The following is a 23,842-nucleotide window of genomic DNA, read 5'->3' as shown; positions in this document are numbered from 1 at the left end:
GAGGCCCGACCGCGCGGGCCGACCGCGCACTCCTGGCGCCGGGCCCGGTCCTAGGATCTGCGGCATGGCAACACGACTCGTGCAGATCAACATGAAGGCCCAGGACGACTCCGCGCTCGGCCGGTTCTGGGCGGAGGCGCTCGGCTGGGGCCTCGACAGCGAGGGCCCCGGCGTGACGAACCTCGAACCCGTGGGCTTCGCCTACCCCGACCCGGCGGCCGTCTGCGTCGACATCATCACCCGCCCCGAACCCAAGACGGTGAAGAACCGGGTGCACCTCGACCTGGCCACCACCTCGGCGGCCCACCAGGCGGAGCTGGTCGCGCGCCTGCGGGGCCTCGGCGCGACACTCGCCGACGTGGGCCAGGGCGATGTCCCCTGGACGGTCATGGCCGACCCGGAGGGCAACGAGTTCTGCGTCCTGGAGCCCCGCCCCGTCTACCGGGACACCGGGCCGGTCGCCGCGGTGGTGGTCGACTGCGCCGACCCGCGCGCGCTGGCCCGGTTCTGGGGCGAGGCGACCGACTGGACGGTGCACGAGGTCGCCGACGACCACGCCTCGCTGCGCTCCGCCCAAGGCGTCGGCCCCTACCTGGAGTTCGTGCGCACCCCGGACGTCAAGAGCGGGTGGAACCGCGTCCACCTCGACATCGCCCCCTACCCCGGTGACGACCTGGCGGCGGAGGACGCCCGACTGCGCGCCCTGGGGGCCGCCGACCCCGGCATCGACCAGTCCGCGATCTCCTGGCGGATCCTGGTCGACCCGGAGGGCAACGAGTTCTGCCTGCTCAGCCCTCGCTGAGCACGGACGACGGCTCCGGCCGGTCCCGGAGCGGCGGACCCCGACGGGACGCGTCGAGCGCCGGGCCACCCTCCCCCGCGCGCCGCCGGCGGGCGCTCAGGGAGCCGGCCGCCACCCCGGGGGCGTCAGCCCGGTGTCGTCGAGGATCCGGGCCACGCTCTGCTCCAGGGTGCTGTCCTGGCCGAGGACCCGCTCCGCGCCCCCGGGCAGCAGGTCGCCCCCGACGTACCAGTCGGTCATCTCCTCGGAGCCGAACTCGGCGGACTGCGTCCGCCCGGCGTGGCGCCGCAGGGTCTCCGCCAGGTCGACGTCGAGGTAGTACAGCCGGGTGCGGCCGCGGTGGTCCGCGGCCAGCCGGCCGAGCATCGGGCCGTAGCGCGCGGCGGAGAGGATGCCTTCGACCACGACGTGGAAACCGTGGTCGAGGGCGTAGCGGGCGACGGTGTCGACCAGGCCGATCGCGGCCGCGCCGTCCGCGTCCCGCTCCCGCAGCACGGTCCGGCGCAGATTGTCCTGGCCGACCAGCGCCAGCCCTCGCCCGTACCGGTCGCGCAGCGCGGCCGCGATGCTCGACTTCCCGGATCCGCTGTTGCCCCGAAGGACGATCAGCACGGTGTGCTCGCTCCCCGTCATCTGCCCCACGCTAGTGGACGGCGGCCGGAGCGGCGAGCGGCGGAAGACGGGCCGGCGGTGGCTCAGCTCCGGTCGGGGGCGACCTCCAGATCACGCCTCATCGCCTCGCGCAGGGCCGCCGCGGCGGTCTCGTACGTCGCCCGCGCGGCCCGGTACGGCCCGTCCTGGGAGACGGCACCGTTCAGCACCTGCTCCCGGAGTTCGCGCAGCGCCGCGTGCACCTGGTCGACGAGCGTCAGGACCTCGGTCGGCGCGCAGAGCCGCAGTTGGTGGCGGAGCTCGTACGCGCCGCCCTCGCGCACCGAGTCGCGCGCCCGCCGGGCCCGTTCCTCCGGGGGCTCCCGGACGTCGTGCGCGATGTCACGCAGCAGGCTCCGGGTCCGGGAGAGGGCGACGAGGTACTCGCCGTACACCTGACGCCGGAGCTGCTCGCCCCGGATGTCGCTCTCGCGGCGCGCCCGCGCACGGTCGACGGCGAGGGTCGATCCGATACCCAGCACCGCACCGAGCGCGGTGCCCACGAGCGTTCCCCAGTCCACGGTGGCCCCCGCCCCCTTCGGCTCGACCGGGCGGTCGATCCCCGGTGAGCGTAACCGGCGGACGGTCCGGCCGCCGTGCGACCGGCGTATCCCCACGGAACCGGGAGGCCCCGAGGGTGCTCGGTGATGAAGCTGTGATCATTCCATCGCCGGTTCGATAGCGATGATCACTACGGTACCGGGGTGAACACCAGCGACAACCTCCCCGGCCAGGACCGACCCGAGCCCGCGAAGCCGGTCTGGCCGCGCAACCTGGCCCTGGCGCTCGCCGCGGCAGCGGTGGCGTTCGGCGCGATGCAGACCATCGAGCCGGCCGAGGACGACTCGGCCGGCACGCCCGCCGCGGCGGCCCCGGCAAGCGCCACGAACCCGGCCGGCGCCACGAACCGGGCCGCGGCGGCCCCGACCCAGCCCTCCGCGACCGCCGGGGCCCGCCCGGCCGTGCCCTTGGACCAGGCCTTCCCCGCCGAGGTGAAGGCGGACTCGGGTGCGGTCTACACCAAGGTGGCCGCCAGGACCCTGGAATCCTGCACCCTCCCCGACTCCGTCGGCCCGCGCCTGATCTCGATGATCAGGAGGAGCCAGGGCTGTGTCAGCCACCAGGTCGCGCTCTACAAGGACGACCGGAACAACCAGTTCAACCTGTCGGTCTTCACCATGCGGGAGAGCACCGACACCGTTCACCTGGTCACCGAGCTGGCCATGGCCTTCGACGACTACGAGGTGGGCGCCCAGGCCCCGCCGCCCGGTTCCGGGCTGCCCACCCTGGCCCCCGACAGCGGGATGGTCCAGGCGTTCACCGCCGCCGGACGCGCGATGGTGGTGGGCCTGGGCCAGTGGTCCGACGGCCGGCAGAGCGAGTACCAGGGGCTGACCGGCCGTCTCGACCCCTTGCTGAAGGGCGTCACCGGCAACGTCTCCGCCCACGAGAACCGCAGCTGACCGCCCCCTGCGGCGGCCCGACCGAATGCGGGTGACCCCCTCCCCTTGCGCGCGGTACCGTCCGCCCATGGCGACCATGCGGTGGGACATCGTGCTGATCGGCGGGGCTTCGGGCATCGGGAAGAGCCGGGCCGCCGCACGGCTGGCCGGCGGGTCGGGCGCGTTCGTGGTGGAGTTCGACGACGTGGTCAGCGCCGTCCAGGAGATCACCACAGCCGCCCAGCACCCCGGGCTGCACCACTTCGACGACCCGGTCGAAACCGAAAGCCTCTCTGCCGAGCGGGAGTTGGAACTGCAGATCGCCACCGCGCGGGCCCTTGAGCCCGCCGTGCTCGGTGTCGTCCGCAACCGGTTGACGGTGGATGTGCCCTCGGTCGTCGAGGGCGACTACCTCACCCCGGCCGCCGCCGCCCGGGCCGTCGAGGCGGGCCGGGCGGCGGGGCGGCGCGTCCGGGCGGTGTTCCTGCACGAACCGGACGCGGCCCGGATCACCGCCAACTACGCCGCCCGCGAGCCCGGGTGCGGCGCTCAGGTGCGACGGGCGGAGGTCGGTGCCCGGTACTCGCGCTGGCTCGCGGAGCAGGCCCGGCGGCATGACCTCCCGGTGGTGGAGTGCCGCCCCTGGGACACCCTCGCGGCGCGCCTCGACGAAGCCCTGCGCACGACACCGGACGAGGCCCGGGGCGGGATGCCGGTGGCGGCCGCGACCCCGGATCCGGCGGTCCGTCAGCCCGGCCGACAGCCCTAGGGTCTGACGTCGGCCCCCGGACCCGGTCACGCCGCTTTCGCGTCCTCGCCGGCCAGGAAGGGACGCAGCAGCGCGAGCAGGGCGCGCGGGCGGTGCAGCGGGATGATGTGGCCGCAGTCCTCGATGACGTGTCCGGTGAGGTTGTCGGCGATCGGGCGGAGCTGGCGTTCCAGCGCGGCACCGACGGGCCGGGCGCCCACCGCCATCGTCGGCACCGTCAGGCGGGCAGTGGCGACCGCCTGCTCGATCTGTGCCGCGCTCTCGGGCAGCGCCCGGTAGTACGAGAACGCGCGGCTCAACGCCTGTCGGCCGGTGTACGCGCGGACGAAGGCGTCCCGGAGGACGGGGCGCACCCCGTCGCCGAGTGTGCCGGCGCGCAGGAACCAGTCGACGTAGGCGGCCTCGTGACCCTCCAGCACGGTCTCGGCAAGGCCGGGTGCGGCGGCATGGAAGCCGAACCACCACGGCGGCCCGTCGGCGAGGAAGTCCTCGGCGCCGGGCAGCCTGCCCAGGAGGGATTCCATGACGACCAGGCGCCGGACGAGACCGGGGCGACGCAGGGCGAGGAGGAAGGCCGGCGCGGCACCCGCGTCCATGCCCACCACCGCGGCCGAGGACACGCCGAGCGCGGCGAAAAGCGCCGCGGCGTCCTCGGCCAGGGTGCCCGCGTCGTACCCGGTGGCGGCCCGGCCGCTCGCGCCGAACCCGCGCAGGTCCGGCGCGATGACGCGGTAGCGGTCGGACAGGTCGGCCATGACGTCCGTCCACAGCTCCCAGGTGTGCGGAAAACCGTGCAGCAGCAGTACGGCCGGGCCCGATCCGACGAGAGCGACGTTCAGTTCGACACCGTTGACGGGGACGCGCCGCAGCTCGGGCATGGAGAGGCTCCAGGTGGTGGTGAGGAATGGTGACCAGGTCACGCTAGGGAACTATCCTGGTCCGTCCAAGACGGCACTTTCCCTTCAGGTGGTGAGCCCCGAGTGACCACATCGAGGCCCGACGAACCCGATCAGCGGCGCGGCGAGCGGGGCGATCTGCTGGATCCGTGCTGCCCGACCCGCCAGTTGCTCGACCGCATCGGCACCAAGTGGACGTCGATGGCGGTGAAGGTACTGGCCGAGGAGGCTCCGAACGAGATCCGTTTCGCGGACCTGCGACGCCGCATGGCGGGCATCTCACAGAAAATGCTGTCCGTCACCTTGCAGAGCCTGGTCCGCGACGGTCTGGTCGCGCGCCGCGTGGAACCCACCGTGCCGCCCGCCGTTCACTACCGGCTCACCGAGCTCGGCCTGTCCCTCGAAGGACCGCTCTCCGCCCTGCGGGTCTGGGCCGAGACCCACATGCCGGAGATCGACCGCAGCAACCGGCTCGCCGACGAGTCGCCGCCCCGCTAGCGCCGTGGGCCGACTGCGCTGGTCACCGCCGCTCGTCGACGGCTACAGCACGAGTCCGTGGCCGGCCGGCCCGGTGGACCTCCCGGACCCCCGTGCCTCCTGGCCCTCGTGGGTCTCGTGGGTCTCGTCGGACCCCCTGGCCTCGCGGCTGTCGTGGGCCTCCCGGGCGGCCAGCACCTCGGGCATGTTGTCCTCGGCCCAGTCCTTGATCGCCCGCATCAACGGCAGCAGGCCCGCCCCCAGCGGAGTCAGCGCGTAGTCGACCCGGACGGGCACCGAGGGGGTGACGCTACGGGTGAGCAGGCCGTCCCGCTCCAGGGCGCGCAGGGTCTGGGTGAGCATCTTCTCGCTCACCCCGGCCAGTCGGCGGCGCAACTCGCCGTAGCGCTGCGGGCCGTCGGCCAGGGCGTTGACCAGCAGGCTGACCCACTTGTCACCGATCCGGTCGAGCAACTGCCGGGCCGGGCACTGGGCGAGATAGGCGTCGAAGCGCGCACGCTCGGCCGAGCGGCGCTGAGCGGCGGTGGTGGTGGCCACGGACTCTCCTCCCGGTGCGGTACGCACTTCGCGGTGCGTGCTTCCCGTCGGAGAGCAACTCTCCCTAGCGTGGGACTCGTTGGCAAGACCGGTGGCCCCGGGCCCGCCGACTCCGCCGTCCCTCCCGAAGGAGTGCAGTGTGCGTGCCGTCGTCGTTCGCAGCCATGCCGGTCCCGAAGCCCTGGAGCTGGTGGACGTGCCGGTGCCCGAGGTCGGCCCGGGCCAGGTGCTGGTCCGGGTCGCGGCCGCCGGGGTCAATCCGGTGGACGCGGTGACCCGGTCCGGCGCCCTGGTGGCGGCCGGGCTGATGGCCCCGCGCGAGGTGACCGGCCTGGGCTGGGACGTGGCCGGCGCGGTCGACCGGGTGGGCGCGGGGGTGTCCGGCTTCGGCCCGGGTGACCAGGTGATCGGCCTGCGGGACCGCCTGGACGTCCCGCTCGGCACCTACGCCGAGTACGTGGTGCTGGACGCCTCGGCGCTGGCCCCGGCCCCGACGGGGGTGCCGGCGGTCGAGGCCGCGACGCTGCCGCTGAACGGGCTGACCGCCCTCCAGGCCCTGGAGCTGCTCGACCTGCCGGCCGGCGCCACGCTGCTGGTGACCGGCGCGGCCGGCGGGGTGGGCGGCTTCGCCGTCGAACTCGCCGCCCTGCGCGGTCTGCGGGTCGTGGCGATGGCCGGCGAGGCCGACGAGGCCCTGGTCCGCGGGCTGGGCGCCGACCGGTTCGTGCCGCGCGGCGCCGCCGATCCGGCCGCCGCCGTCCGGGCGCTCGTCCCGGGCGGGGTGGACGGCGCGCTGGACGCCGCGCTGCTCGGGGTGGTCGCGCTCGGCGCGGTCCGCAACCGGGGGGCCTTCGTCACCGTGACCGGCGGCGCGCCGCCGGGCCTGCGCGGCATCCGGGTGTCCACCGTCTGGATCGCCGCCGACGGCCCGGCGCTCGCCGGCCTGTCCGCCCTCGCCGCCGCCGGGCGGCTGACCCTGCGGGTGGCCGCGACCCACCCGTTGGCGCGGGCCGCCGACGCGCACCGCCGACTGGCTCGCGGCGGCCTGCGCGGGCGGCTCGTCCTGGTGCCCTGACCGCCCGCCTGCCCGGAGGACCGGGCCCGGCCGGGCCCGGCCGCAGCCGTTCCCGACCGGCCGGGCGTCGCGCCAGGGGCCTCGAACTAGTGCTTCCCCGAACGCCGTTGGCGGAGCCACGCGAGTGCGCCGACCAGACCGACCACCCCGCCCGCACAGAGTTTGACGGCGCCCTTGGCGAGCAGCCAGCCGATGCCGGGGGCCGTCCAGCCCAGCCAGTGGAAGACGGCCAGCAGGACCGCCACGGCACCCAGCGCCGCCAGGACGGTGGCGGCCGCGGCCGCCCCGGTGGAGAGTTCGCCCTTCTCGGTCGTCGCCTGCGTCCCGTGCGTCTCCCCATGATCCATGAGCGCGATCCTAGCCCGCCCTCAGCGCGGGGCGTGATGGGTGTCGCCGCTGTGCTCCCCCGTCTCGTGGTCGGGAAAGCTCACGGCCAGGGTGACGCGGTACTCGTAGACGTCGTCACGATGCCCGGGCACCCGGGCCCAGGCCAACGAGTGCACCTCGGCCTCGGGCGCCTGACGGCACCAGGCGGCGGCCTCCTCCAGGGCCCGGGCCGCCGAACGGCCGGTGCACACCACGGCGGTGTACGCGGCGACGGCGACGTCACCGCCGCTGCGCCCGGCCCGCGAGACCGCCCGGACGGCAGCCGCGGCATGGGTCAGGTCACGGGCCAGGTCGTCCACCACACGAGGCGGCGCCGGGAGGACCACCGGCCCCTCCGCCACGGTCTCCGGCAGGTTCGTGCTCACCGTCTGGGCCTCCATCCGCCTGGTCGCGGGACTCCGCCGGCTGCGGGATCCTCCTGGTCACCGGCCCAAGGATGCCGGGCCGCCGTTCCTGGCATGACCACTTTCACCAGAACATCACCCGTCCGGGGAGCTGATGGGGGAGAGCTCGACACCGAACACCCCGTACTGGTAAAGGACCTTCGCCCATCGGACCTGGTCAGGCCCTCCTGCCACGGGCGCCGCCCGGAGCCGGTCCGCACGTGCGCGCACTACCCCCGCACCCCGGACCGCCTGTCCGACCCCCCGGGCGCGCCGGGCCACGCTCGTGACGAGACCGCGCAACTCCCGTCACAGAAACGGGAGATACCGGCCACGGCCGGCTACTAGGATCCCGTGCACAGCGCAGCCCGCCAGCGTGGCGGGCGCCGGCCGAGGGGGTTCCCGTGAAGCTCAACCCATCCGTTCCGTACGGCCGTCGAAAGCTCTGGCTGCCCGCGGTGGCCCTCGCGGCCGCGGCCGTGGCCGGCTGTTCGTCCTCCGGCGGCGGGGCGACGGCGGCGCCCCCGCCCACCGCGCCCGGCACCTCGACGCCCGCTGCCCCGACGTCCACCGCCCCGACACCCACCGGAGCCACCGCGCCGACCGGCTCCGTGCCGACCGCCTCCGCGCCGGCTCCCACCGCCGCCGGACAGCCCACCGGGGCGGCCGCCCACCGTCCTGCCGACGCCTGCACCCTGCTGACCTCGCCCCAGGTCATCGCCGCGGTGGGCACCGCCGGCCCGTTCCGGGGCACCCACCTCGACAAGGCGAGCGACGGCAGCACACCGTGGGGCTGCACCTGGGGCTCCCGCGACTCGTACGTCGCCATCCACGAGGTGGACCCGAACGCCCTGGCCGCCGCCCGGCAGAACGGAAAGCTCCAGGTCACCCCGCTGCCGGGGGTCGGCCAGGACGCGGTGCTGACCCAGCGCAAGGACGGCACCTTCCCGGAGGTCCTCTTCCTGGCCGGCGGCCGCTCCTACTCCGTCGCGGTGGTCAAGGACCGCGGTCCGGACAACGAGGTCAACGCCCCGGCCGAGGTGATCGCCGAGGGCGCGCTGGCGATGGTGCTGGCCAAGTCGCTCACCGGCTGAGTCCGATCCCCCTCCTCCGTAGGGGGGTTGAGGACCGAACCGGGGCCGGGCCCGCCGGAGGGTGCCCGAGCGCCCTCCGGCGGGGCCGCGGTGGCTCCCCGGCACGGACGGGCGGCGGCGATGACGGTGACGGCGGCGCAAGGGAGTGGGCGCGGTGCGTCCAGGGTTACGCCGTGTCAACTGCACCGCACCCGACCGAATGTCACGGTTCCATCCCCATCGTGTCCTGACGACTGTGACGCCGGCGGTGCCACCGAACGCCGTCGACCGATCGTCCTGTGAGGTGTCCACGTCGTCAGCACGCACCGCCCTCGGGGAGCCACCGTGTCCGTCCGCCACCCTCGCCAGCTGCTCGCCTCCGCCGCCCTCCTCGTCGGGGCGGGGCTCGCGTTGACCGCCTGCGGGCCCGACAACGCCGACTCGGCCGGCGGCACGCCCGCCCCCGCCCCCACCACGGCCGCCGGACCGACCACCGGCGCCCCCGCGGCGGGCGCGCCGACCACGGCGGCGGCCTCACGCCCCGCCGCGCAGACACCGCCCGCCGCGAGCCCGTCGGGCGGCACCCGGTCCGACGGCGGGGGTGCCGGCACGGCCGCCGCCCACCCGTGCGACATCACGAACCTCTCGATCCACGTGACCGCCCGCTCCGGGGCGCCCCACCAGTGGGTGATCGAGGTGCGCAACACCGGCGCCGACGCCTGCAGCCTGAGCTCCTCCCCCGGCGTCGACCTGGGCAACGCCACGTCCCGTGACCGGAGCCGGAACATCAAGCCGGTGCTCGCGAGCGGCACCGCGCGGTTCCCCGTCTCGGCGGGCCGGAGCGCCTACGCGGTGATCGACCTCGACCCGAGCGGCGCCACCACCGGCACGGCTCCCGGCATCGACGAACTCAACGTGCTGGCCGACCAGGACGGCACCGACATGCCCCTCGCCAACACCCAGAACTTCCCGCTCACCAGCGGCGTCCACGTCCTGAACCCGCGGCTGGGCCTCTACCGCGCCGGCCTGGCGGAGGCGGTCACCTCCATGACGACCGCCGGCAAGTAGGCCCCCGACGCCGCGGTGCCGGCGCTGCCGGGATGCGCGCCCGGAGCCGAACGCTCCCGCCGGCTCCGGAGCGCCGGAGCGCCGGGCCGTCCCGGAGGAGAGAGCCGCACCCCGTGAGGATCCGCCGCATGGCCGCCGCGACCGTCCTGGCCCCCTGCTCGTCCTGGCGCCCGGGACCGAGGCGCAGACCTCCCCCCGGCAACTCTCGAAACGGGAGCGGTGCACCGCGGCGCGGGAGGCCGACCACCGGTCCGGCGGCGAGGCGTTCGCGCGCGGCCGGCGGGCCGCCCGGACGGCCTGACCACCCGCGCGGCCCCCGGTGCCGGCCGGGGGCCGCCGAGCCCGCGACGGCCCGGGTCCGTCCGGTCCGGGGAGTCCGCCCCCGGAGCGTCGCGGCGGCGCCGGAGGGCCGCCGGGGAGACGCCGGGCGGCGCAGCCGGTTCCCTCCGGGGCGTGAACGGCACCGGGGTCGGGGCGGCGGGCGGATGCGGGCACGGCACGGGCGTTCACAGAATGACGCCACGGCGCCGTACCCGTACTCCCCGACAGCCAAGGCGGACCGTATGAGCCGACTCCACCCACCCCGACCCCCGGGCGGCCCGCGCAGCGCGCCGGCGGCCCGCCCGGCGGCGCGCCGAACACCGGTGTTCCGCACCGGTACCGCGTTCCTGGGCGGGCTGGCCCTGCTCGCCCCGGCCCTGGCCGGCTCGCTGGCCACCGCACCGGCCGCGCGCGCCGACAACCCCACCGTCTCGGTGAACAGTCTGCGCACCGGCTGGGACGCGGCCGAGCCCGGCCTGGGCCCCACGCAGGTCTCCGGCTCGAACTTCGGCCGGCGCTGGTCCACCGCCGTCGACGGCGCCGTGCTGGCCCAGCCGCTGGTCGCCGGTTCGACCGTGGTGGTCGTCACCGAGACCAACCACGTCTACGGCATCAGCGCGACCGACGGCCGGATCCTGTGGCAGCGCGCGCTCGGCACGCCCGTCCCGTCCTCCACCGCCTGCCTCTCCCCCGGTACCGGCATCACCTCGACACCCGTGTACGACAAGGCGAGCGGCACCGTCTACCTGGTGGCGAAGTCCAACGAGGGCGGCGCCCACTTCTCGGCGCACGCGCTGGACATCGCCTCGGGCGCCTCGCGCGGCGGCTGGCCGGTCACCGTCCAGGGCGCGCCGGTGAACAGTCCCGGGGTCGCCTTCGACCCGGTCACCTCGGCGCAGCGCGCCGGGCTGCTGCTGCTGGACGGCGCGGTGTACTTCGGCTTCGCCTCGGACTGCGGCGTCGGGACGTACGTCGGCGTCGTCGCGGGCGTCCACACCGGCACCCGCAAACTGACGCTCTGGTCCACCGAGTCCGGTTCCGCCTCGCAGAACGCGGGCGTCTGGATGAGCGGCGGCGGTCTGGTCTCGGACGGCGCCGGGCGGATCATCCTGGCCACCGGCAACGGCGCGGGCACGGGCTCCTCCCCGCCCAAGGGCCCCGGCGACAAACCGCAGGGCCACTTCGCCGAGTCCGTCGTCCGGTTGGGCGTGAACGCCGACGGCAGCCTCGCCCCGAAGGACTTCTTCAGCCCGACCAACAACCGGGACATGGACCACGGCGACGTGGACCTCGGCTCCGGCGGGCCGGCCGCCCTGCCGTCCGGCTTCGGCACGACCGCCCACCCGCACCTGCTGGTGCAGGTCGGCAAGGACGGCCGGATCTTCCTGCTGGACCGCGACCACCTGGGCGGCATGGGCCAGGGCCCGAACGGCACCGACGGCGCGGTCGGCACGACAGGCCCGTTCAAGGGCGTCTGGGGCCACCCGGGGGTCTGGGGCGGCGACGGCGGCTACGTCTACCTGGTCGAGAACTACGGCTCGCTGCGCGCGCTCAAGTACTCGGTGAACAGCGCCGGAAACCCCCAGCTGACCAGCGCGGGCACCAGCGCCGAGGGCTTCGGCTACGCCTCCGGCTCGCCCGTGGTGACCTCCAACGGGACGGCCTCCGGCTCGGCGCTGGTCTGGACCGTCTACTCCGGCACCGGTCCCGGCGGGCAGAACGGCGAGCTGCGGGTGTACGACCCGCTGCCGGTCAACGGCACGCTCAAGCTGCGCCGCAGCTTCGCGCTCGGCACGGTGAGCAGGTTCGCCGTCCCCGCCACGGACGGCGGGCGGGTGTTCGTCGGCACCAAGGACGGACACCTGGTGGCCTTCGGCCGCGCCGCTTCCTGACCGCCGCCCGTACCGCGACCACCCAAACCCCCGGCCCCGGCCCGTCACCCGTTCGAGCGCGATTGTCCGCGCATCGCGCGGGTTGGACCGGCGGCCGGGCCCGGCGGCTCGTAGCGTCCTGACCCACGGAGCCGCGCGGCCCACCGGGCCCGTGCGCTCCTCCCACCCGCCCCGTCCCCGAGGAGGAATCCCGATGAACCGCACCGCCACTCCCCCGCCCACCCCCACCGCGGTGCCGTCCGGGCGCCCGGCCGGCGCCGTCACGAGGCCCGCCTGGTCCGCGCCGGCGGTCGAGTGCCACCGCACCGGCGCCGAGGTCACCGCCTACGCCGGACGGGCCGCCCAGTGGCTCAACCGCTGACCCGCGAGCGGTTCGCGGCCAGGCTGTACGACCTGCGGGAACGGTACTGGGACACCCACCCGTTCCATCTGCGCCTGCACTCCGGTGGCTGCACGCCACCGGAGTTGCGGCGCTGGGTCGCCAACCGCTGGTACTACCAGCTGTGCCTGACCCGCAAGAACGCCGCGATCATCGCCAACTGCCCGCTGCCGGAGGTCCGTCGGGCCTGGGTGGACCGGCTCGCCTACCAGGACGGACCGGCCCCGGAGCGACCGGGCGGGCCCGCCGAGGGCCGGCCGGCCGAGAGCGGGTTGACCGAGGGCGGGTTGGCCGACTGGCTGGTGCTCGCCGACGCGGTCGGCCTGGACCGCGCGGAGGTCACCGACCAGCGGCACGTCACCCGCGGCGTCCGCTTCGCCGTCGACGGCTATCTGCACTTCTGCCAGACCAGGCCGTGGACGGAGGGCGTGGCGGCCGCCCTCACCGAGATGTTCTCGCCCGATCACATGGCCGACCGGGTCACCGCCTGGCGCACCCACTACGACTGGATCGACCCGGCGGGGTACGCGTACTTCGAGCACCGCATCCCCACCGCCCGCAAGGACAGCGCCCGCACCCTGGAGCTCGTGCTGGACCACTGCGTCACCGCCCACCAGCAGCAGGCCGCACTCGACGCGCTGGCCTTCAAGTGCGAGGTGCTGCGCGCCATGCTGGACGCCGTCGACTACGGGGCCGACCGGTGACGACCACACCGGCCGTCGAGGTGCCCGGGCTGCGGCGCGGGGTGCGGCTGGTGCACGACCCGGTCCGCGACCGCGCCGCCCTGCTGTACCCCGAGGGTGTCCTGCTGCTCAACGACACCGCCGCCGCCGTGCTGCGCCACTGCGACGGCCGGCGCGACACCGGCCTGATCACCGCCGGGCTCGCCGCGGAGTACGACGGGGTGGACGGGGCGCAGGTCCGCGACCTGCTCGCCGACCTCGTCGAACGCCGGCTGCTGACCCTGGACGGATCCGGCTCGGCCGCACTGTCCCGCCCGGCCGCCGGGCTGCCGGGCGCCGCCGTCCGGTCACCGGCGCCGTTCGGCCTGATCGCCGAACTCACTTACCGCTGCCCGCTGCAGTGCACCTACTGCGCCAATCCGGTCGAACTCGCCCGCTACCGCGACGAACTGGACACCGACCAGTGGCTCCGCGTACTCGACCAGGCCCGCGGGCTCGGCGTCCTCCAGGTGCACCTCACCGGCGGCGAGCCGCTGCTGCGCCGCGATCTGGCCCGGATCGTCGCCCACGCGCACGACCTCGGCCTCTACACCAATCTGGTCACCAGCGGCATCCCGCTGGACGGGCCGCGCGTCGACGCCCTGGCCGAGGCGGGCCTGGACCACGTCCAGCTCTCCGTCCAGGACGCCGATCTGCGCCGCGCGGACGCCGTGGCCGGCCTGGCCGCGCACGAGCGCAAGCTCGCCGCGGCGGGGCTGCTGACCGGCGCGGGGCTGCCGCTGACCGTCAACGTGGTGCTGCACCGGGGCAATCTGGCCCGCCTCGGGGCCCTCGCCGACCTGGCGGTGGCGCTGGGCGCCGACCGGGTCGAGCTGGCGCACACCCAGTTCTACGGCTGGGCCTGGCGCAACCGGGCCCACCTCGCCCCGAGTGAGGCGCAGGTCCGCCGGGCCGAACTGGACGTGGCCGCCGCCCGGGAGCGGCACGGCGGGCGGATCGAGATCGTGCACGTCGCGGCCGACCACCACGGCGGCACCGTGAAGCCCTGTATGGACGGCTGGGGCAGGCGGCAACTGGTGGTGGCGCCCACCGGCGACGTACTGCCCTGCCTGGCCGCCGCACAGCTGCCCGGTCCGCCGCTGCCCAACGCGGTGACCGACGGCCTCGCGGCGAGCTGGCACGACTCGCCCCTGTTCAACCGCTACCGGGGCACCGACTGGATGCCGGAGCCCTGCCGCGGCTGCGCGCTGCGAGAGGTGGACCACGGCGGCTGCCGCTGCCAGGCGTTCCAGTTCACCGGGGACCCGGCGGCGACCGACCCGGCCTGCCGCCTCTCCCCCGACCACCACCTGGTCATCGGGCCGGCCCCGGCGACCTCCCCGGCCCCCGCACCCCGGAGGACGCACTGAAGATCCGGATCCTCGGCACGGCCGCCGGCGGCGGACTGCCCCAGTGGAACTGCGGCTGCGCGGGCTGCTCCACCGCCCGCCGCACCGGCACCGCCCGCAGTCAGGACGGTCTGGCGGTCAGCGCGGACGGCGCCGCCTGGTACCTGGTCAACGCCTCGCCCGACCTGCGCGGCCAACTGCTGGCCGCGCCCGAGCTCGCCCCGGCCGAGGGCACCCGCGACACTCCCCTGCGCGGTGTCCTGCTGACCAGCGGCGAGCTCGACCACACGCTCGGCCTGCTGACCCTGCGGGAGGCCGCCGGGCTGAGCGTGCACGCCACCGAGCCGGTCCGCGCCGCGCTGCACGCCGCCTTCCCGGTCGGCCCGCTGCTCGCGCCCTACACCAAGGCCCGCTGGCAGAGCGTGGTGCCCGGCACCGCGGTCGACCTGGCCGGCGGACTGCGCGCCGAGCCGCTGGCGCTCGGCGGCAAGCGACCCCGGTACGCCGCCGACCTGCCCGGCGAGGGCTGGGAGGACCGGTCGGACTGGGTGACCGGCTACCAGTTCACCGCCGCCGGGAGCCGGGCGAGCGCGGTGTACGCGCCCGGTCTGGCCGCCTGGACGCCCGAACTCGACCGGGCGGTGGCCGACGCGGCCGTGGTGATCCTCGACGGCACCTTCGCGACCGACGACGAACTCGCCGAGGGCACCGGCGGCGCGCGCACCTCACGCGGCATGGGCCACCTGGCGGTCCGGGACTCGCTGGCCCACCTGGCCCGGCACCCCGGACCGCGCTACCTCTACACCCACCTCAACAACACCAACCCGCTGGCCCACCCGGGTTCCCCCGGCGCCGCGGCCCTGGCCCGGGCGATGGCGGCGGCGGGCGCGGCCGTCGCCGAGGACGGGCAACTCGTCGAGCTCTGAGCACCGCTGTCGCCCCCGGCCGGGCGGCCGGCCCCGCGCGTGTCGCTCCACGGGCCCACCGCCCACCTGCCCGTTCACCGGACCGTGGGGCCCGGGACAGCCGCTGCTCACCCGGGCCCGGTCGGACCGTCGTGATACTAATCGTTGCGGTACGACGAACTGTCATGGATTGGCAGGCACGATGGTGACAGCCCGTCCGTTCCCCGAGGGTCCGGACGGTGACGGGGAGGACAGGGCATGAAGGCACGGTTCGACAGCGGGCAGCAGGCGGGCCGCCGGATACGGCTGGGCAAGCGGATGACCGGGACGGCGGCCGCGTTCACCGCGCTGGCGGCCCTGACCGGCTCTCAGGTGACGGGCCTCGGGCTCTCCGCCGTCGCGGCCGCCGAGCCGGTACCGCCGGTGATCGACCCGACCGCGGCCGTCGTCGTCTCCACCGCCGCGCTGCCCACCACCGCGCCCGACGGGACCGCCCTGCCGACGCTCCCGGGCGGGTCCCCCGTTCCGGTGGACGGCGGGGGCGCCGTCCCGCTGCCGCAACCGCCCACGACCCTGCCGGGCGACCCGTCCGCCGGACCGTTCCGGACCGGGCCGGCCCTGCCGGCGACGGTCTTCGCCGCCTACCGCAAGGCCGAGACCGCGCTGGCCCTGCGCTCGCCCGCCTGCCACCTGCCCTGGCAGCTGCTGGCCGCGATCGGCGAGGTCGAGTCCGGCCAGGCCAACCGGGGCGGGGTGGACGCCGCCGGGACGACCTACCGGCCGATCCTCGGCCCGGCGCTCAACGGCAACGGCTTCGCCGCGATATCCGACACCGACGGCGGCCGGTACGACGGTGACCGGCTCTGGGACCGGGCCGTCGGGCCGATGCAGTTCATCCCCTCCACCTGGGCGTACTGGGGAGTCGACGGCAACGGCGACGGCCAGGCCGACCCCAACAACATCTTCGACGCCGCCGAGTCGGCCGGCCGCTACCTCTGCGCGGGCGGGCGCGACCTCGCCGACCCGGCGCAGCTGGACCGGGCGATCCTCGGCTACAACAACTCGGGCGAGTACCTGCGGACCGTCAAGAACTGGATGTCCCACTTCGGCACCGGCACCGCGACCACCACCCCGGACCGGCCGGCCCCCGCCACCGCGGCGTCCCCGTTCGCGGCCCCGCCGACGACCGTGCCCACGCCGGCGGGCACCACGCCGGCGACCACCGCGCCCGCGACCACCGCGCCCGCACCGGCGACCAGCCCCTCGGCGCCCGCGCCCGCGGAGACGCCGACCGGCACACCGACCGGAGCGCCGACCACCACCCCCACACAGCCGCCGACGGGTACGCCGAGCCGCCCCGCGACGACGGCGCCCACGGCCACCTCCTCGCCGTCGCCGTCGGCCACCACCAGCCCGAGCGCCACCCCGACCGGGACGCCCACCGCGGCCCCGACCGGTACCGCGACGGCCACCCCGACGGGCACGCCCAGCGGCACGCCCACCGCCTGCGCCACTCCCACCGCGACGGCGACGCCCACCGACGGCGCGAGCCCTACGGCCTCCGCCTCGGCGACCGCCACCGCCACCGCCACCGCCACGCCCACCGCGCCCGGCTGCCCGACCCCGACCGGTACCCCGACCGCGACCCCGACGGACGCCGCCGCCGGGAGCGCCTCGCCCACCCCCTCGGCGGCCCTCTCCCCGTCACCCTCGGCGCGCTGACCGCGCGCGGCGCGGCGGATCCGGCACCCGGTCGGTCCAGGTCCGCCGCGCCCTCACCCGCGCACCTCGGCCCCGGTCCGCGCGCCACGACGGGGCGCGGACGCCCGCACCGCGGGCACCCGCCGGGCAGGCGGACGCGGGGCCCAGGACACCTCGCCACCGTCGCCGCCGAACTCAACGGCCGCCCACGCAGAACGCTCGGCCGGGAGACCCCGGCCGAGCGCCTGCGTGAACTGCTCGCGGCCTGATCAAACCGGCCACGTGGTGCGACGCCCCCTGGAAACCGCCATTCCGCCCGGGGCCCGAGAGCGGTCCGGGTCAGCTGACGCCGAGTTCACCGAGCTGAAGGTAGTAGTCGCCGAACTGGTCGGCGCTCAGCCGGGTGCCGGTGACCTTCACGTACCGGGCCGTGGTCGGAGCGAAGGTGAGGACCTGCGGCGCCGCGCCGGGGCGCGGGGTGCCCGTCCGGGTGGCGACGGTCGACCAGGTGGAGCCGTCCGCCGAGACCTGGACGGTGTAGTCCACCGGGAAGCCCAGGCCGGTGTTGGCACCGTCGGTGCGCGGGGTCAGGCTCACCCGGCTGATCAGGCTGGGGCCCTGGAGGTCCACCGTGACCCACTCGTTCGCGACCGGCCCGGCGGAGCGGGCGCTGCTCCAGCCCATCGAGTGGTCGAGGGTGGAGTTCGCGACGCCGTCGTTGACCGCGGCCGGCCGCCAGCTGTAGGGACCCGCCGAACTCGACGCCTGGACCGGCCGGTTGACCGCCAGGTCGGTGCCCGCCGCCTCGATCTCGGCGAGCTGCATCCGGTACTGGCCGTTCGGGTCGGTGCCGAGCCTGGTCCCCGTCACCCGGACGTAGCGCACGTCGGCGGGCTGGAACGGGAAGGTCTGGACGGAGGCGTCCGACGGCTTCGGGTAGTTCTTGCGGTCGGCGACGGTCGACCAGGTGGAGCCGTCCGCGGAGACCTGGACGGTGAAGTCCACCGGGAAGCCCTTGCCGGCGGCCGGACCGTCGGCGCGCGGGTGGAGGTCCACCCGGCTGATCCGCCTGGTCGAGCCGAGGTCCAGCTGCGCCCACTCGCTGTGGTCCGCGTTCACGTCGGTGTTGCTGCTCCAGCCGTTGGTGCCGGTGGCCAGGCCCCGGCGCCCGTCGGTCAGCGCGGCCGTGCTCCAGCCGTCGCCCTCGTACGTGCTGGAGGTGGCGACGGCGGCGTTCTCCGCCGGGTCGGTGCCCGGGTTGAGCCGCACGTGCTCGAAGCGGGCGGACGCCCCGCCGGTGGCGAGGCCGAAGCCGCCGACCGGGTAGCCCTGGTCGGTCACGGTGAGCAGCTGGACGGCCCCGGCGTAGACCTTGATCGTGCCGCCCTGGGCGGACACCCGCAGGCTGACCGTCTGGCCCGGGGTGTAGCCCGGAACGTTGGCCGACCCCAGGAGGACGCCGCTGCGGTTGACGAACGCCTCGCCGTTGTCGCGCAGCGCGACCAGGTAACCGGTCTGCGACTCGGTCGGGTTCTGGTTGCGGACCACCATGCCCGCCCAGTTGGTGTCGCCGCCGTCGGGCCTGACCCCGGTGATCCGGACGTCGACGGAGGCCGAGACGTCCTGGTACGCGCGCCCGGTCAGCCCCGCGACCACGTCCCAGCCGATGTTGGCGTCGGCCTGCACGTACCCGCCGTCCCCGGCCGCCGACCAGGAGCCGCCGACGGTGCGCCAGGAGGCGTCCTTGTCCGCGCCGAAGTCGTCGCCGAACGGGAAGACCGCGTCCGGGGCGGGGGAGGCGAGCGCGTCGAGGATCTGCCTGTGCCGCTGGTCGGCCGCCGCGCCGGAGGTGGAGAAGTTGGTGGTGCCGCTGATCAGCGAGCCGATGAGCGCGCGGGCCAGCACCGGCTTGGTGGCGGAGAGCTGGTGCAGCAGCTCGTAGTCCTGGATGCCGGCGAGCAGGGCCTCGCTGCGGACGCTGTCGTAGACGCCGTAGGTGGCCTTGTTGGGACGGACGAGGTAGTAGTCACCGTCCATCCAGCCGTCGAAGGTGTCGAGGGGGGCGTAGTTGTTGTACGGGTCGGTCCAGATGTTCCAGCCCCAGTGCAGGAAGCCGTTGCCGCCCGCGGACGCCACCATCCACGGCGTCAGCCGGGAGTCGGACAGCGGGTAGCTGATGTAGCGGTTGAGGTGCTTGTCGGTGGGGTTGTTGCAGTAGTAGAGCCAGAAGTCCTTCCCGGAGAGGCGGAGGTTCTGGTAGTACGCCATGTTCTGGTCGTACTGCGGCCCGCCGATGGAGGTCACCGTGCTGAGCGAGCCGTCGATGCCGGGAACCGGGCTCTGGCGGGACTCGTTGCTCAGGCCGGCCGGGAAGGCGGACTTGTAGTGCTCGTAGAGCCACACCGCGTTCTGGGTCTGGGTGGTGTCGGCGGGATCGGGCTCGTCGACGGCGCTCATGTAGAAGACGTCGCTCCAGCGCCGCCCCGGGGCACAGGTCGGCCCCGCGTCCAGGCACTTGGTGTCGAGGTGGTCCTTCAGCGCCGTGAACACCGTGTCCAGGTACGTGCCGGCCGGGTCCGTACCCGACGGGTCCGTACCGGCCGGCTTCAGCTCCTTCTGGACACCGCCCCGGCCGTCCGGGACGAGGGCCTCCAGGTGGCTGCTGCCCTCCAGGAGGGTAGGGGTGTAGATGTACTGCAGGGCGCCGGCGTCCTGGAAGATCTGCAGGAAGCGGTCGAAGTTCTTCCAGCTGAAGGTCAGATTGCCGTTGGCGTCCGACGTGGTGTCCGGGATGGACAGGGCCTGGAAGTCGGCGTAGACGACGTTGTTGCGGTGCTTGGCGTGGTCGGCGGCGAAGTTGGTGATGACCTTCCACCAGTCCTCGTCGAAGGCCTTGACCGGCGCGCCCGAGCCGTCGCTCTTGGTGTACTGCGCGGGGATCGAGGCCTCGGTCCAGTTGTAGTCCCAACCGACCGAGGTGAACCAGTTGTTCATCCGGAACGTCGACCGGTTGGCCGGCGGAACCGTCGCGTCGTACACCGTCACCGAGACCGGGACGTCCACCGCGCCGGCCGAACTCTGCACGGTGGCACGCCCGGTGTAGACCCCGGGGGCCTGCCCGGTCGGCACCGCGACGCTGTAGTAGTACGGCTGGGTGGTGTTGGCGGCGAGGCTGTACGGGGTGTTCTCGACCAGCGCGTCGTAGTAGCTCGACCCGCCGTCCGGGGGCTCCTGGTGGTCGTTGCCCGCCTCGGTCTTCTTGCCGACGTTCGGGTGGTTGTACTCCCGGTTCACGGTGATCCGCGAGGCCGGGATGGTGGCCCCGCCCGGACCGGCCAGGTCGCCGGGGACCAGGTGGAGGCCGGTCAGCTGGTCGCCGCCGCGCACCGCGATCTGGGCGGCCTGGGTCTCGTTGCGGGCGGCGAACAGGTCGACCCGCTGGGTGGCGCGCCCGGGGGCGGTCGAGGACGAGAAGACGTGGTCGTAGCCGCTCTCCACCCACACGGACGGCGCCGTGGCCGCGGCTGCCGACCCTGGTGACAGGGGAGCCAACAGGGCGCCGAGCAGGGAGGGTATGAGGACCCTCGCCATTGTTTTGCCCACTGTGTCCCTTTCTGGATGGTATGTAATCGACATATCGTGAAACTTCGTTGAAGGTTAGTCAGGTTACCGGAGGGACTGAGTAGACCTGGTGTGTCCACGGAGTGACGGGCACGGACACAACGAAGGAGCCCTGGAAACCGCTACCGGCGGTGGGGGGTCGTCACTTCCACGAGAGCGCTCGTTCATTGCCGCTGTGAGGCCTCGACCCACAGCGGCGCCAGAGGCCGCTTCGTCCGTGACGGGGCCGGCGCGATGGGGGGAAGCGACCCTTCGGCCACTTCGGCCGGCGCTCCTCCGATCGCCTCGGTCATCGCGGCCTCGCGCTCGTAGCCGGCCACCGGAGGAAGGAGTACGTGTACCGCTACCGCGCGGACGACACCGCGGTCCCCAGGAGCCGATGGACCGGGTACCTGCCGCCGGGCCGGCCCCGGCCCGACACGGTTGGCCCCGCAGTCAAGCTCGGTCCACGCACGTGAGAGGCTCCGTCTCATGTGCCGCACTCCGATTCGGCGCTCCCACGCGCCGGTCTCGTCACCCGGCTGCCGACAAGGGGCGCGCTGTGCCGTGATCGTGGTGACGCCGTGAGTGAGACCGCGCGATTCGTGTCGGCTTTCGACGGGAGCCGGACCATCCCCCTTGTCCCCGGCCACTTGTCCTACGTCACCGGATTCTCAGCCGCAGATCTCGCCGACGTGGACGGCCGAAAGAAAGGTCGAGTCCTGCTGGGCGCCGCCCTCTTCGCTTCGGGATTCACGATCGTATTCGTTTCCACAGGAGCGTTGTTCGGGTCGTTCGGATACTTCTTCCAGGAGCACCAGCGTGCTGTTCTGCAAGTATCAGGAGGGGGGCGTTCGGCTGGGTGAAGCGGCATTACCTCTTGGTCATGAGACTGGGTGGCGGCATGCTGGTTCTCGTAGGCGTCCTGCTACTGACGGGCGCCTGGGACCAGCTGATCGGAATCGTCCGGGAGCGGGGAAGCGACTTCGACCAGTCCGGGCTCGTGTCCCTCCAGCATCCCGGCTCTCACCGGGGAGCCCGCCGGCAGACCCGGCGGGCGCCTCGCTCTTCCGGCGCTCCGAGGACGGTTCACGGTCGCGCATGCCGGACGACCGGATTCCGAGTCAAAGCGCGGACGTGGTGTCAGGCGCGGACCCGATGCGAGGAGCGTCCGGCCGGGTGGTGCGATTTCGGCCGCGCGACGCCGCGCCCGCCAGGGCGACAAGGCGACTGCGGGCCTCCGCGTACGCACGCGCGGCCGGAGCGTGCCCGATCCCGTCGCAACGACCCGGTTCTGGAAGCGACGGCGACCCGCACACGGGCGGGAGGCAGGGTGCTCTCGCACGTCTGTCGTCGGCGGGCCGGCCGAGGGCCGGTCACGGGCGGCGGGCGGCGCCGGACCCGTCGGGGCCCGCGCCGCCCACCGTCCGGTCAGAGGTGCCTGGCAAGCTCCGGCATCAGGTCCTGGAAGGTGCGCCCGCTCGCGGGCTGGCCGATCGCGGCCATCTGCCAGCCACCCGCCGAGCGCTGCACCTTCGCCATGATCTGGGCGGTGTACGGGCCGCCGCCGGTGAGGGTGTAGCGGGCGAGTTCGGCGCCGGTCTGCTCGTCGACCAGCCGACAGAAGGCGTTCTCGACCTCCTGGAAGGTCTGCCCGGTGAAGGAGTTGACGGTGAAGAGGATCTGGTCGACCTCGGCCGGCACCCGGGTGAGGTCCACCGTGATCGACTCGTCGTCGGTGGCGTCCCCGGCGCCGCCGGTCAGATTGTCACCGCTGTGCCGCACCGAACCGTCGTTGCTGGTGAGGTGCTGGAAGAAGACCACGTCGACCGGCTTGCCGGCGGCGAACAGGACGGCGGAGGCGTCCAGGTCGATCTCTTGCGAGGCCAGCAGCTTGGCGAAGAACCCCTTCTTCTGGGCGGCCCGCCAGCCGAGGCCCATCCGCACCACGCCCAGCTGCCCTCCGCCCGGCTTCTCCAGGCTCAGCTTCTGCCCCTTGGCCAGCGAAACGCTCATCGCGTCCTCCTCCGTTGCTCCACCCTGCGCCTTGAATCTACAACACTGTAGAGATTCCCGGCACACATGGTCGTCCCTGGTAGTCCCCGTACCCCGCTCCCACGATCAACACCACATCGTCCGGACACGGAGCGGCGATCGACGCCGGCCGCTCCCCCGGCCCGAGCGCCGCGCGGTGCCGGTTCCGCACGCGGGACGCGGTGCCGCGTGCGGACTCCCGGCGCCACGTGCGTGACGGCGGGCGGGCGGGTCCACCTGTCAGTTCCCGGCCCGCCGCCAGGCGCCGAAGGGGCTGTCCGCCCCGGCCGCGGTCTGCCGGGCGGCGTAGAGGCAGGCGTCCCGGCCGAGCGCGAGGACGACCTCCCGGCCGGCGGCGTCCAGCGTCACGGTCGGCGCACCGATGATCACCTGGCCGAGGTCGGACCAGCCGGCGGCGAACCCGCGGTCGGGCGCGGTCCGGGAGACCGGACCGACCCCGGCGCCGCCGTTGCGGCTCGCCACCGTCATCCGGCCGTCGCGGCCGGTCACCACCGAGACGCCCTCCAGAGCGACCGGCCCGCCCAGCGAGTCGGGCGAGCCGGTCCAGGTGCCGTCCGTCCGCACGTACTGGGAGACGACCTATCCGACCGGACCGGGCCGCTCCAGCCGCACCAGGGCGTCGACCGCCGCGTCCCGCCCCTCCCCCGCGGCGCCGCGGTGCCCGGCCTCGGCGGCCACCGGCCGGTGGACCCGCTCCGCCCGGACGGTCCGCAGCCCGGCCCCGGCGAGGTCGGCGAGCACGTCGTCCGGCGTGAAGAGGACGCGCGGATCCCGCGGGCCGCCGACCCCCTCGGTGAGATTGGTGGTGTCATGGCCGACCACCAGCAGGGTGGCGCCGGGGGCGAGCGCGGCGGCGGCCCGGCGCAGCGCCGTCCGGCGGGCGTCGGCGGGGAGCTGGAGGTAGGCCACCAGGACCAGGTCGTACCCCTCGGGCGGGAGCGGGAAGGTGCGGGCGTCGCCGTGGCGCCAGGTGAGCCGGTCGGCGACCTCGTCGGGCAGGTCCGCGGTGAGCCGCTCGGCCCGTTCGAGGGCGACGGCGGAGTAGTCGAGACCGGTCACCCGCCAGCCCTGACGGGCCAGCCAGATGCTGTTCCGTCCCTCACCGGCGGCGAGGTCCAGGGCACGGGCGGGGGTGAGGCCGGTCAGCTCGCCGACCACCCGGCGATTGGGCTCGGCGCCCCAGACCAGCTCGCTCGCGGCGTAGCGGTCGTCCCAGTCCTGGCTGTCCATGGCTCGTCCTCCGTTCGGCGGGGCTGCTCCGTACGCCACCGTACCGGCGGGGCGCTCCCGAACCGTCCAGCGGGCGGACACCCTTGACGGCGAATATTGGTCCAGTC

Annotated in this window: 22 protein-coding genes and 2 pseudogenes; 14 read left to right on the top strand and 10 right to left on the bottom strand. The window is 74.6% G+C overall.

Annotated features, from left to right (window positions below):
* Window positions 1-64 precede the first annotated feature (64 nt).
* Entirely contained in the window at window positions 65-802 is a 738-nt protein-coding gene (locus ACFXHB_RS26655) for a VOC family protein (RefSeq protein WP_380577164.1), read from the top strand.
* Window positions 803-898: 96 nt separating this feature from the next.
* Here ACFXHB_RS26655 and ACFXHB_RS26650 read toward each other — a convergent pair whose 3' ends face one another.
* Window positions 899-1,435 (bottom strand): AAA family ATPase, encoded by a 537-nt coding sequence (locus ACFXHB_RS26650; protein WP_380577163.1) that lies wholly within the window; start codon window positions 1,433-1,435, stop codon window positions 899-901.
* A 62-nt stretch (window positions 1,436-1,497) separates the two neighbouring features.
* Complete coding sequence (locus ACFXHB_RS26645; RefSeq protein WP_380577162.1) at window positions 1,498-1,974, bottom strand: hypothetical protein; 477 nt, start codon at window positions 1,972-1,974, stop codon at window positions 1,498-1,500.
* 183 nt (window positions 1,975-2,157) lie between these two features.
* Here ACFXHB_RS26645 and ACFXHB_RS26640 point away from each other — a divergent pair, with 183 nt between their 5' ends.
* Window positions 2,158-2,916 carry a hypothetical protein gene (locus tag ACFXHB_RS26640; RefSeq protein WP_380577161.1) on the top strand — a complete coding sequence of 253 codons (759 nt, stop codon included), beginning with the start codon at window positions 2,158-2,160 and terminating at the stop codon, window positions 2,914-2,916.
* A 67-nt stretch (window positions 2,917-2,983) separates the two neighbouring features.
* Window positions 2,984-3,664 carry an AAA family ATPase gene (locus ACFXHB_RS26635; RefSeq protein ID WP_380577160.1) on the top strand — a complete coding sequence of 227 codons (681 nt, stop codon included), beginning with the start codon at window positions 2,984-2,986 and terminating at the stop codon, window positions 3,662-3,664.
* A gap of 26 nt (window positions 3,665-3,690) precedes the next feature.
* Here ACFXHB_RS26635 and ACFXHB_RS26630 read toward each other — a convergent pair whose 3' ends face one another.
* Window positions 3,691-4,542 carry an alpha/beta fold hydrolase gene (locus tag ACFXHB_RS26630; RefSeq protein ID WP_380577194.1) on the bottom strand — a complete coding sequence of 284 codons (852 nt, stop codon included), beginning with the start codon at window positions 4,540-4,542 and terminating at the stop codon, window positions 3,691-3,693.
* A 102-nt stretch (window positions 4,543-4,644) separates the two neighbouring features.
* Here ACFXHB_RS26630 and ACFXHB_RS26625 point away from each other — a divergent pair, with 102 nt between their 5' ends.
* On the top strand, window positions 4,645-5,058 hold the full coding sequence (locus tag ACFXHB_RS26625; protein ID WP_380577159.1) for a winged helix-turn-helix transcriptional regulator: 414 nt from the start codon (window positions 4,645-4,647) through the stop codon (window positions 5,056-5,058).
* Window positions 5,059-5,205: 147 nt separating this feature from the next.
* On the opposite strand, the pseudogene ACFXHB_RS26620 reads toward ACFXHB_RS26625, so the two are convergent.
* Window positions 5,206-5,595 (bottom strand): annotated as a pseudogene (locus ACFXHB_RS26620) (winged helix-turn-helix transcriptional regulator); the annotation flags it as partial.
* 139 nt (window positions 5,596-5,734) lie between these two features.
* Between ACFXHB_RS26620 and ACFXHB_RS26615 the strand changes: the two are divergent.
* The gene (locus tag ACFXHB_RS26615; protein WP_380577158.1) at window positions 5,735-6,670 is read left to right on the top strand and encodes an NADP-dependent oxidoreductase; all 936 of its coding nucleotides are present in this window, start codon (window positions 5,735-5,737) and stop codon (window positions 6,668-6,670) included.
* Between the two features lie 86 nt (window positions 6,671-6,756).
* On the opposite strand, the gene ACFXHB_RS26610 is transcribed toward ACFXHB_RS26615, so the two are convergent.
* Entirely contained in the window at window positions 6,757-7,017 is a 261-nt protein-coding gene (locus ACFXHB_RS26610; RefSeq protein WP_380577157.1) for a hypothetical protein, read from the bottom strand.
* Window positions 7,018-7,038: 21 nt separating this feature from the next.
* The gene (locus tag ACFXHB_RS26605; protein ID WP_380577156.1) at window positions 7,039-7,422 is read right to left on the bottom strand and encodes a hypothetical protein; all 384 of its coding nucleotides are present in this window, start codon (window positions 7,420-7,422) and stop codon (window positions 7,039-7,041) included.
* 422 nt (window positions 7,423-7,844) lie between these two features.
* Here ACFXHB_RS26605 and ACFXHB_RS26600 point away from each other — a divergent pair, with 422 nt between their 5' ends.
* From ACFXHB_RS26600 to ACFXHB_RS26565, 8 genes are all read left to right on the top strand, one after another.
* Window positions 7,845-8,534, top strand: coding sequence for a hypothetical protein (locus ACFXHB_RS26600; protein ID WP_380577155.1), 690 nt, complete (start codon window positions 7,845-7,847; stop codon window positions 8,532-8,534).
* Window positions 8,535-8,858: 324 nt separating this feature from the next.
* Entirely contained in the window at window positions 8,859-9,581 is a 723-nt protein-coding gene (locus tag ACFXHB_RS26595; protein WP_380577154.1) for a DUF4232 domain-containing protein, read from the top strand.
* Window positions 9,582-10,144: 563 nt separating this feature from the next.
* The gene (locus ACFXHB_RS26590) at window positions 10,145-11,794 is read left to right on the top strand and encodes a PQQ-binding-like beta-propeller repeat protein (protein WP_380577153.1); all 1,650 of its coding nucleotides are present in this window, start codon (window positions 10,145-10,147) and stop codon (window positions 11,792-11,794) included.
* Between the two features lie 193 nt (window positions 11,795-11,987).
* Window positions 11,988-12,155, top strand: a complete 168-nt coding sequence (pqqA, locus tag ACFXHB_RS26585) for a pyrroloquinoline quinone precursor peptide PqqA (protein ID WP_380577152.1) — start codon at window positions 11,988-11,990, stop codon at window positions 12,153-12,155.
* Entirely contained in the window at window positions 12,140-12,877 is a 738-nt protein-coding gene (locus tag ACFXHB_RS26580; protein ID WP_380577151.1) for a pyrroloquinoline quinone biosynthesis protein C, read from the top strand. Before pqqA ends, ACFXHB_RS26580 begins: the two co-directional genes overlap by 16 nt.
* On the top strand, window positions 12,874-14,265 hold the full coding sequence (pqqE, locus tag ACFXHB_RS26575) for a pyrroloquinoline quinone biosynthesis protein PqqE (RefSeq protein ID WP_380577150.1): 1,392 nt from the start codon (window positions 12,874-12,876) through the stop codon (window positions 14,263-14,265). Before ACFXHB_RS26580 ends, pqqE begins: the two co-directional genes overlap by 4 nt.
* Window positions 14,181-15,170, top strand: coding sequence for a pyrroloquinoline quinone biosynthesis protein PqqB (gene pqqB / locus ACFXHB_RS26570; RefSeq protein ID WP_380577192.1), 990 nt, complete (start codon window positions 14,181-14,183; stop codon window positions 15,168-15,170). Before pqqE ends, pqqB begins: the two co-directional genes overlap by 85 nt.
* Window positions 15,171-15,407: 237 nt before the next feature.
* Window positions 15,408-16,871 carry a lytic transglycosylase domain-containing protein gene (locus ACFXHB_RS26565; protein WP_380577149.1) on the top strand — a complete coding sequence of 488 codons (1,464 nt, stop codon included), beginning with the start codon at window positions 15,408-15,410 and terminating at the stop codon, window positions 16,869-16,871.
* A gap of 318 nt (window positions 16,872-17,189) precedes the next feature.
* On the opposite strand, the gene ACFXHB_RS26560 is transcribed toward ACFXHB_RS26565, so the two are convergent.
* Window positions 17,190-20,441, bottom strand: coding sequence for a discoidin domain-containing protein (locus tag ACFXHB_RS26560; RefSeq protein ID WP_380577148.1), 3,252 nt, complete (start codon window positions 20,439-20,441; stop codon window positions 17,190-17,192).
* A gap of 641 nt (window positions 20,442-21,082) precedes the next feature.
* On the opposite strand from ACFXHB_RS26560, the pseudogene ACFXHB_RS26555 reads away from it, so the two are divergent.
* Window positions 21,083-21,408: pseudogene (locus ACFXHB_RS26555) on the top strand (cytochrome c biogenesis protein CcdA); the annotation flags it as partial.
* A 473-nt stretch (window positions 21,409-21,881) separates the two neighbouring features.
* Here the strand turns inward: ACFXHB_RS26555 and ACFXHB_RS26550 are convergent.
* The 3 genes from ACFXHB_RS26550 to ACFXHB_RS26540 all read right to left on the bottom strand — a co-directional run bounded on the left by ACFXHB_RS26550 (window position 21,882) and on the right by ACFXHB_RS26540 (window position 23,735).
* The gene (locus ACFXHB_RS26550; protein WP_380577147.1) at window positions 21,882-22,466 is read right to left on the bottom strand and encodes a TerD family protein; all 585 of its coding nucleotides are present in this window, start codon (window positions 22,464-22,466) and stop codon (window positions 21,882-21,884) included.
* Between the two features lie 258 nt (window positions 22,467-22,724).
* Complete coding sequence (locus tag ACFXHB_RS26545; RefSeq protein ID WP_380577146.1) at window positions 22,725-23,069, bottom strand: hypothetical protein; 345 nt, start codon at window positions 23,067-23,069, stop codon at window positions 22,725-22,727.
* Between the two features lie 15 nt (window positions 23,070-23,084).
* On the bottom strand, window positions 23,085-23,735 hold the full coding sequence (locus tag ACFXHB_RS26540) for a class I SAM-dependent methyltransferase (protein WP_380577145.1): 651 nt from the start codon (window positions 23,733-23,735) through the stop codon (window positions 23,085-23,087).
* Window positions 23,736-23,842: the final 107 nt, after the last annotated feature.

The organism is Kitasatospora sp. NPDC059327, from assembly GCF_042752535.1.
Taxonomy (GTDB): Bacteria; Actinomycetota; Actinomycetes; order Streptomycetales; family Streptomycetaceae; genus Kitasatospora.
Note: the sequence above shows the minus strand (reverse complement) of the source record. Positions and strands in the feature narration are given on the sequence as shown.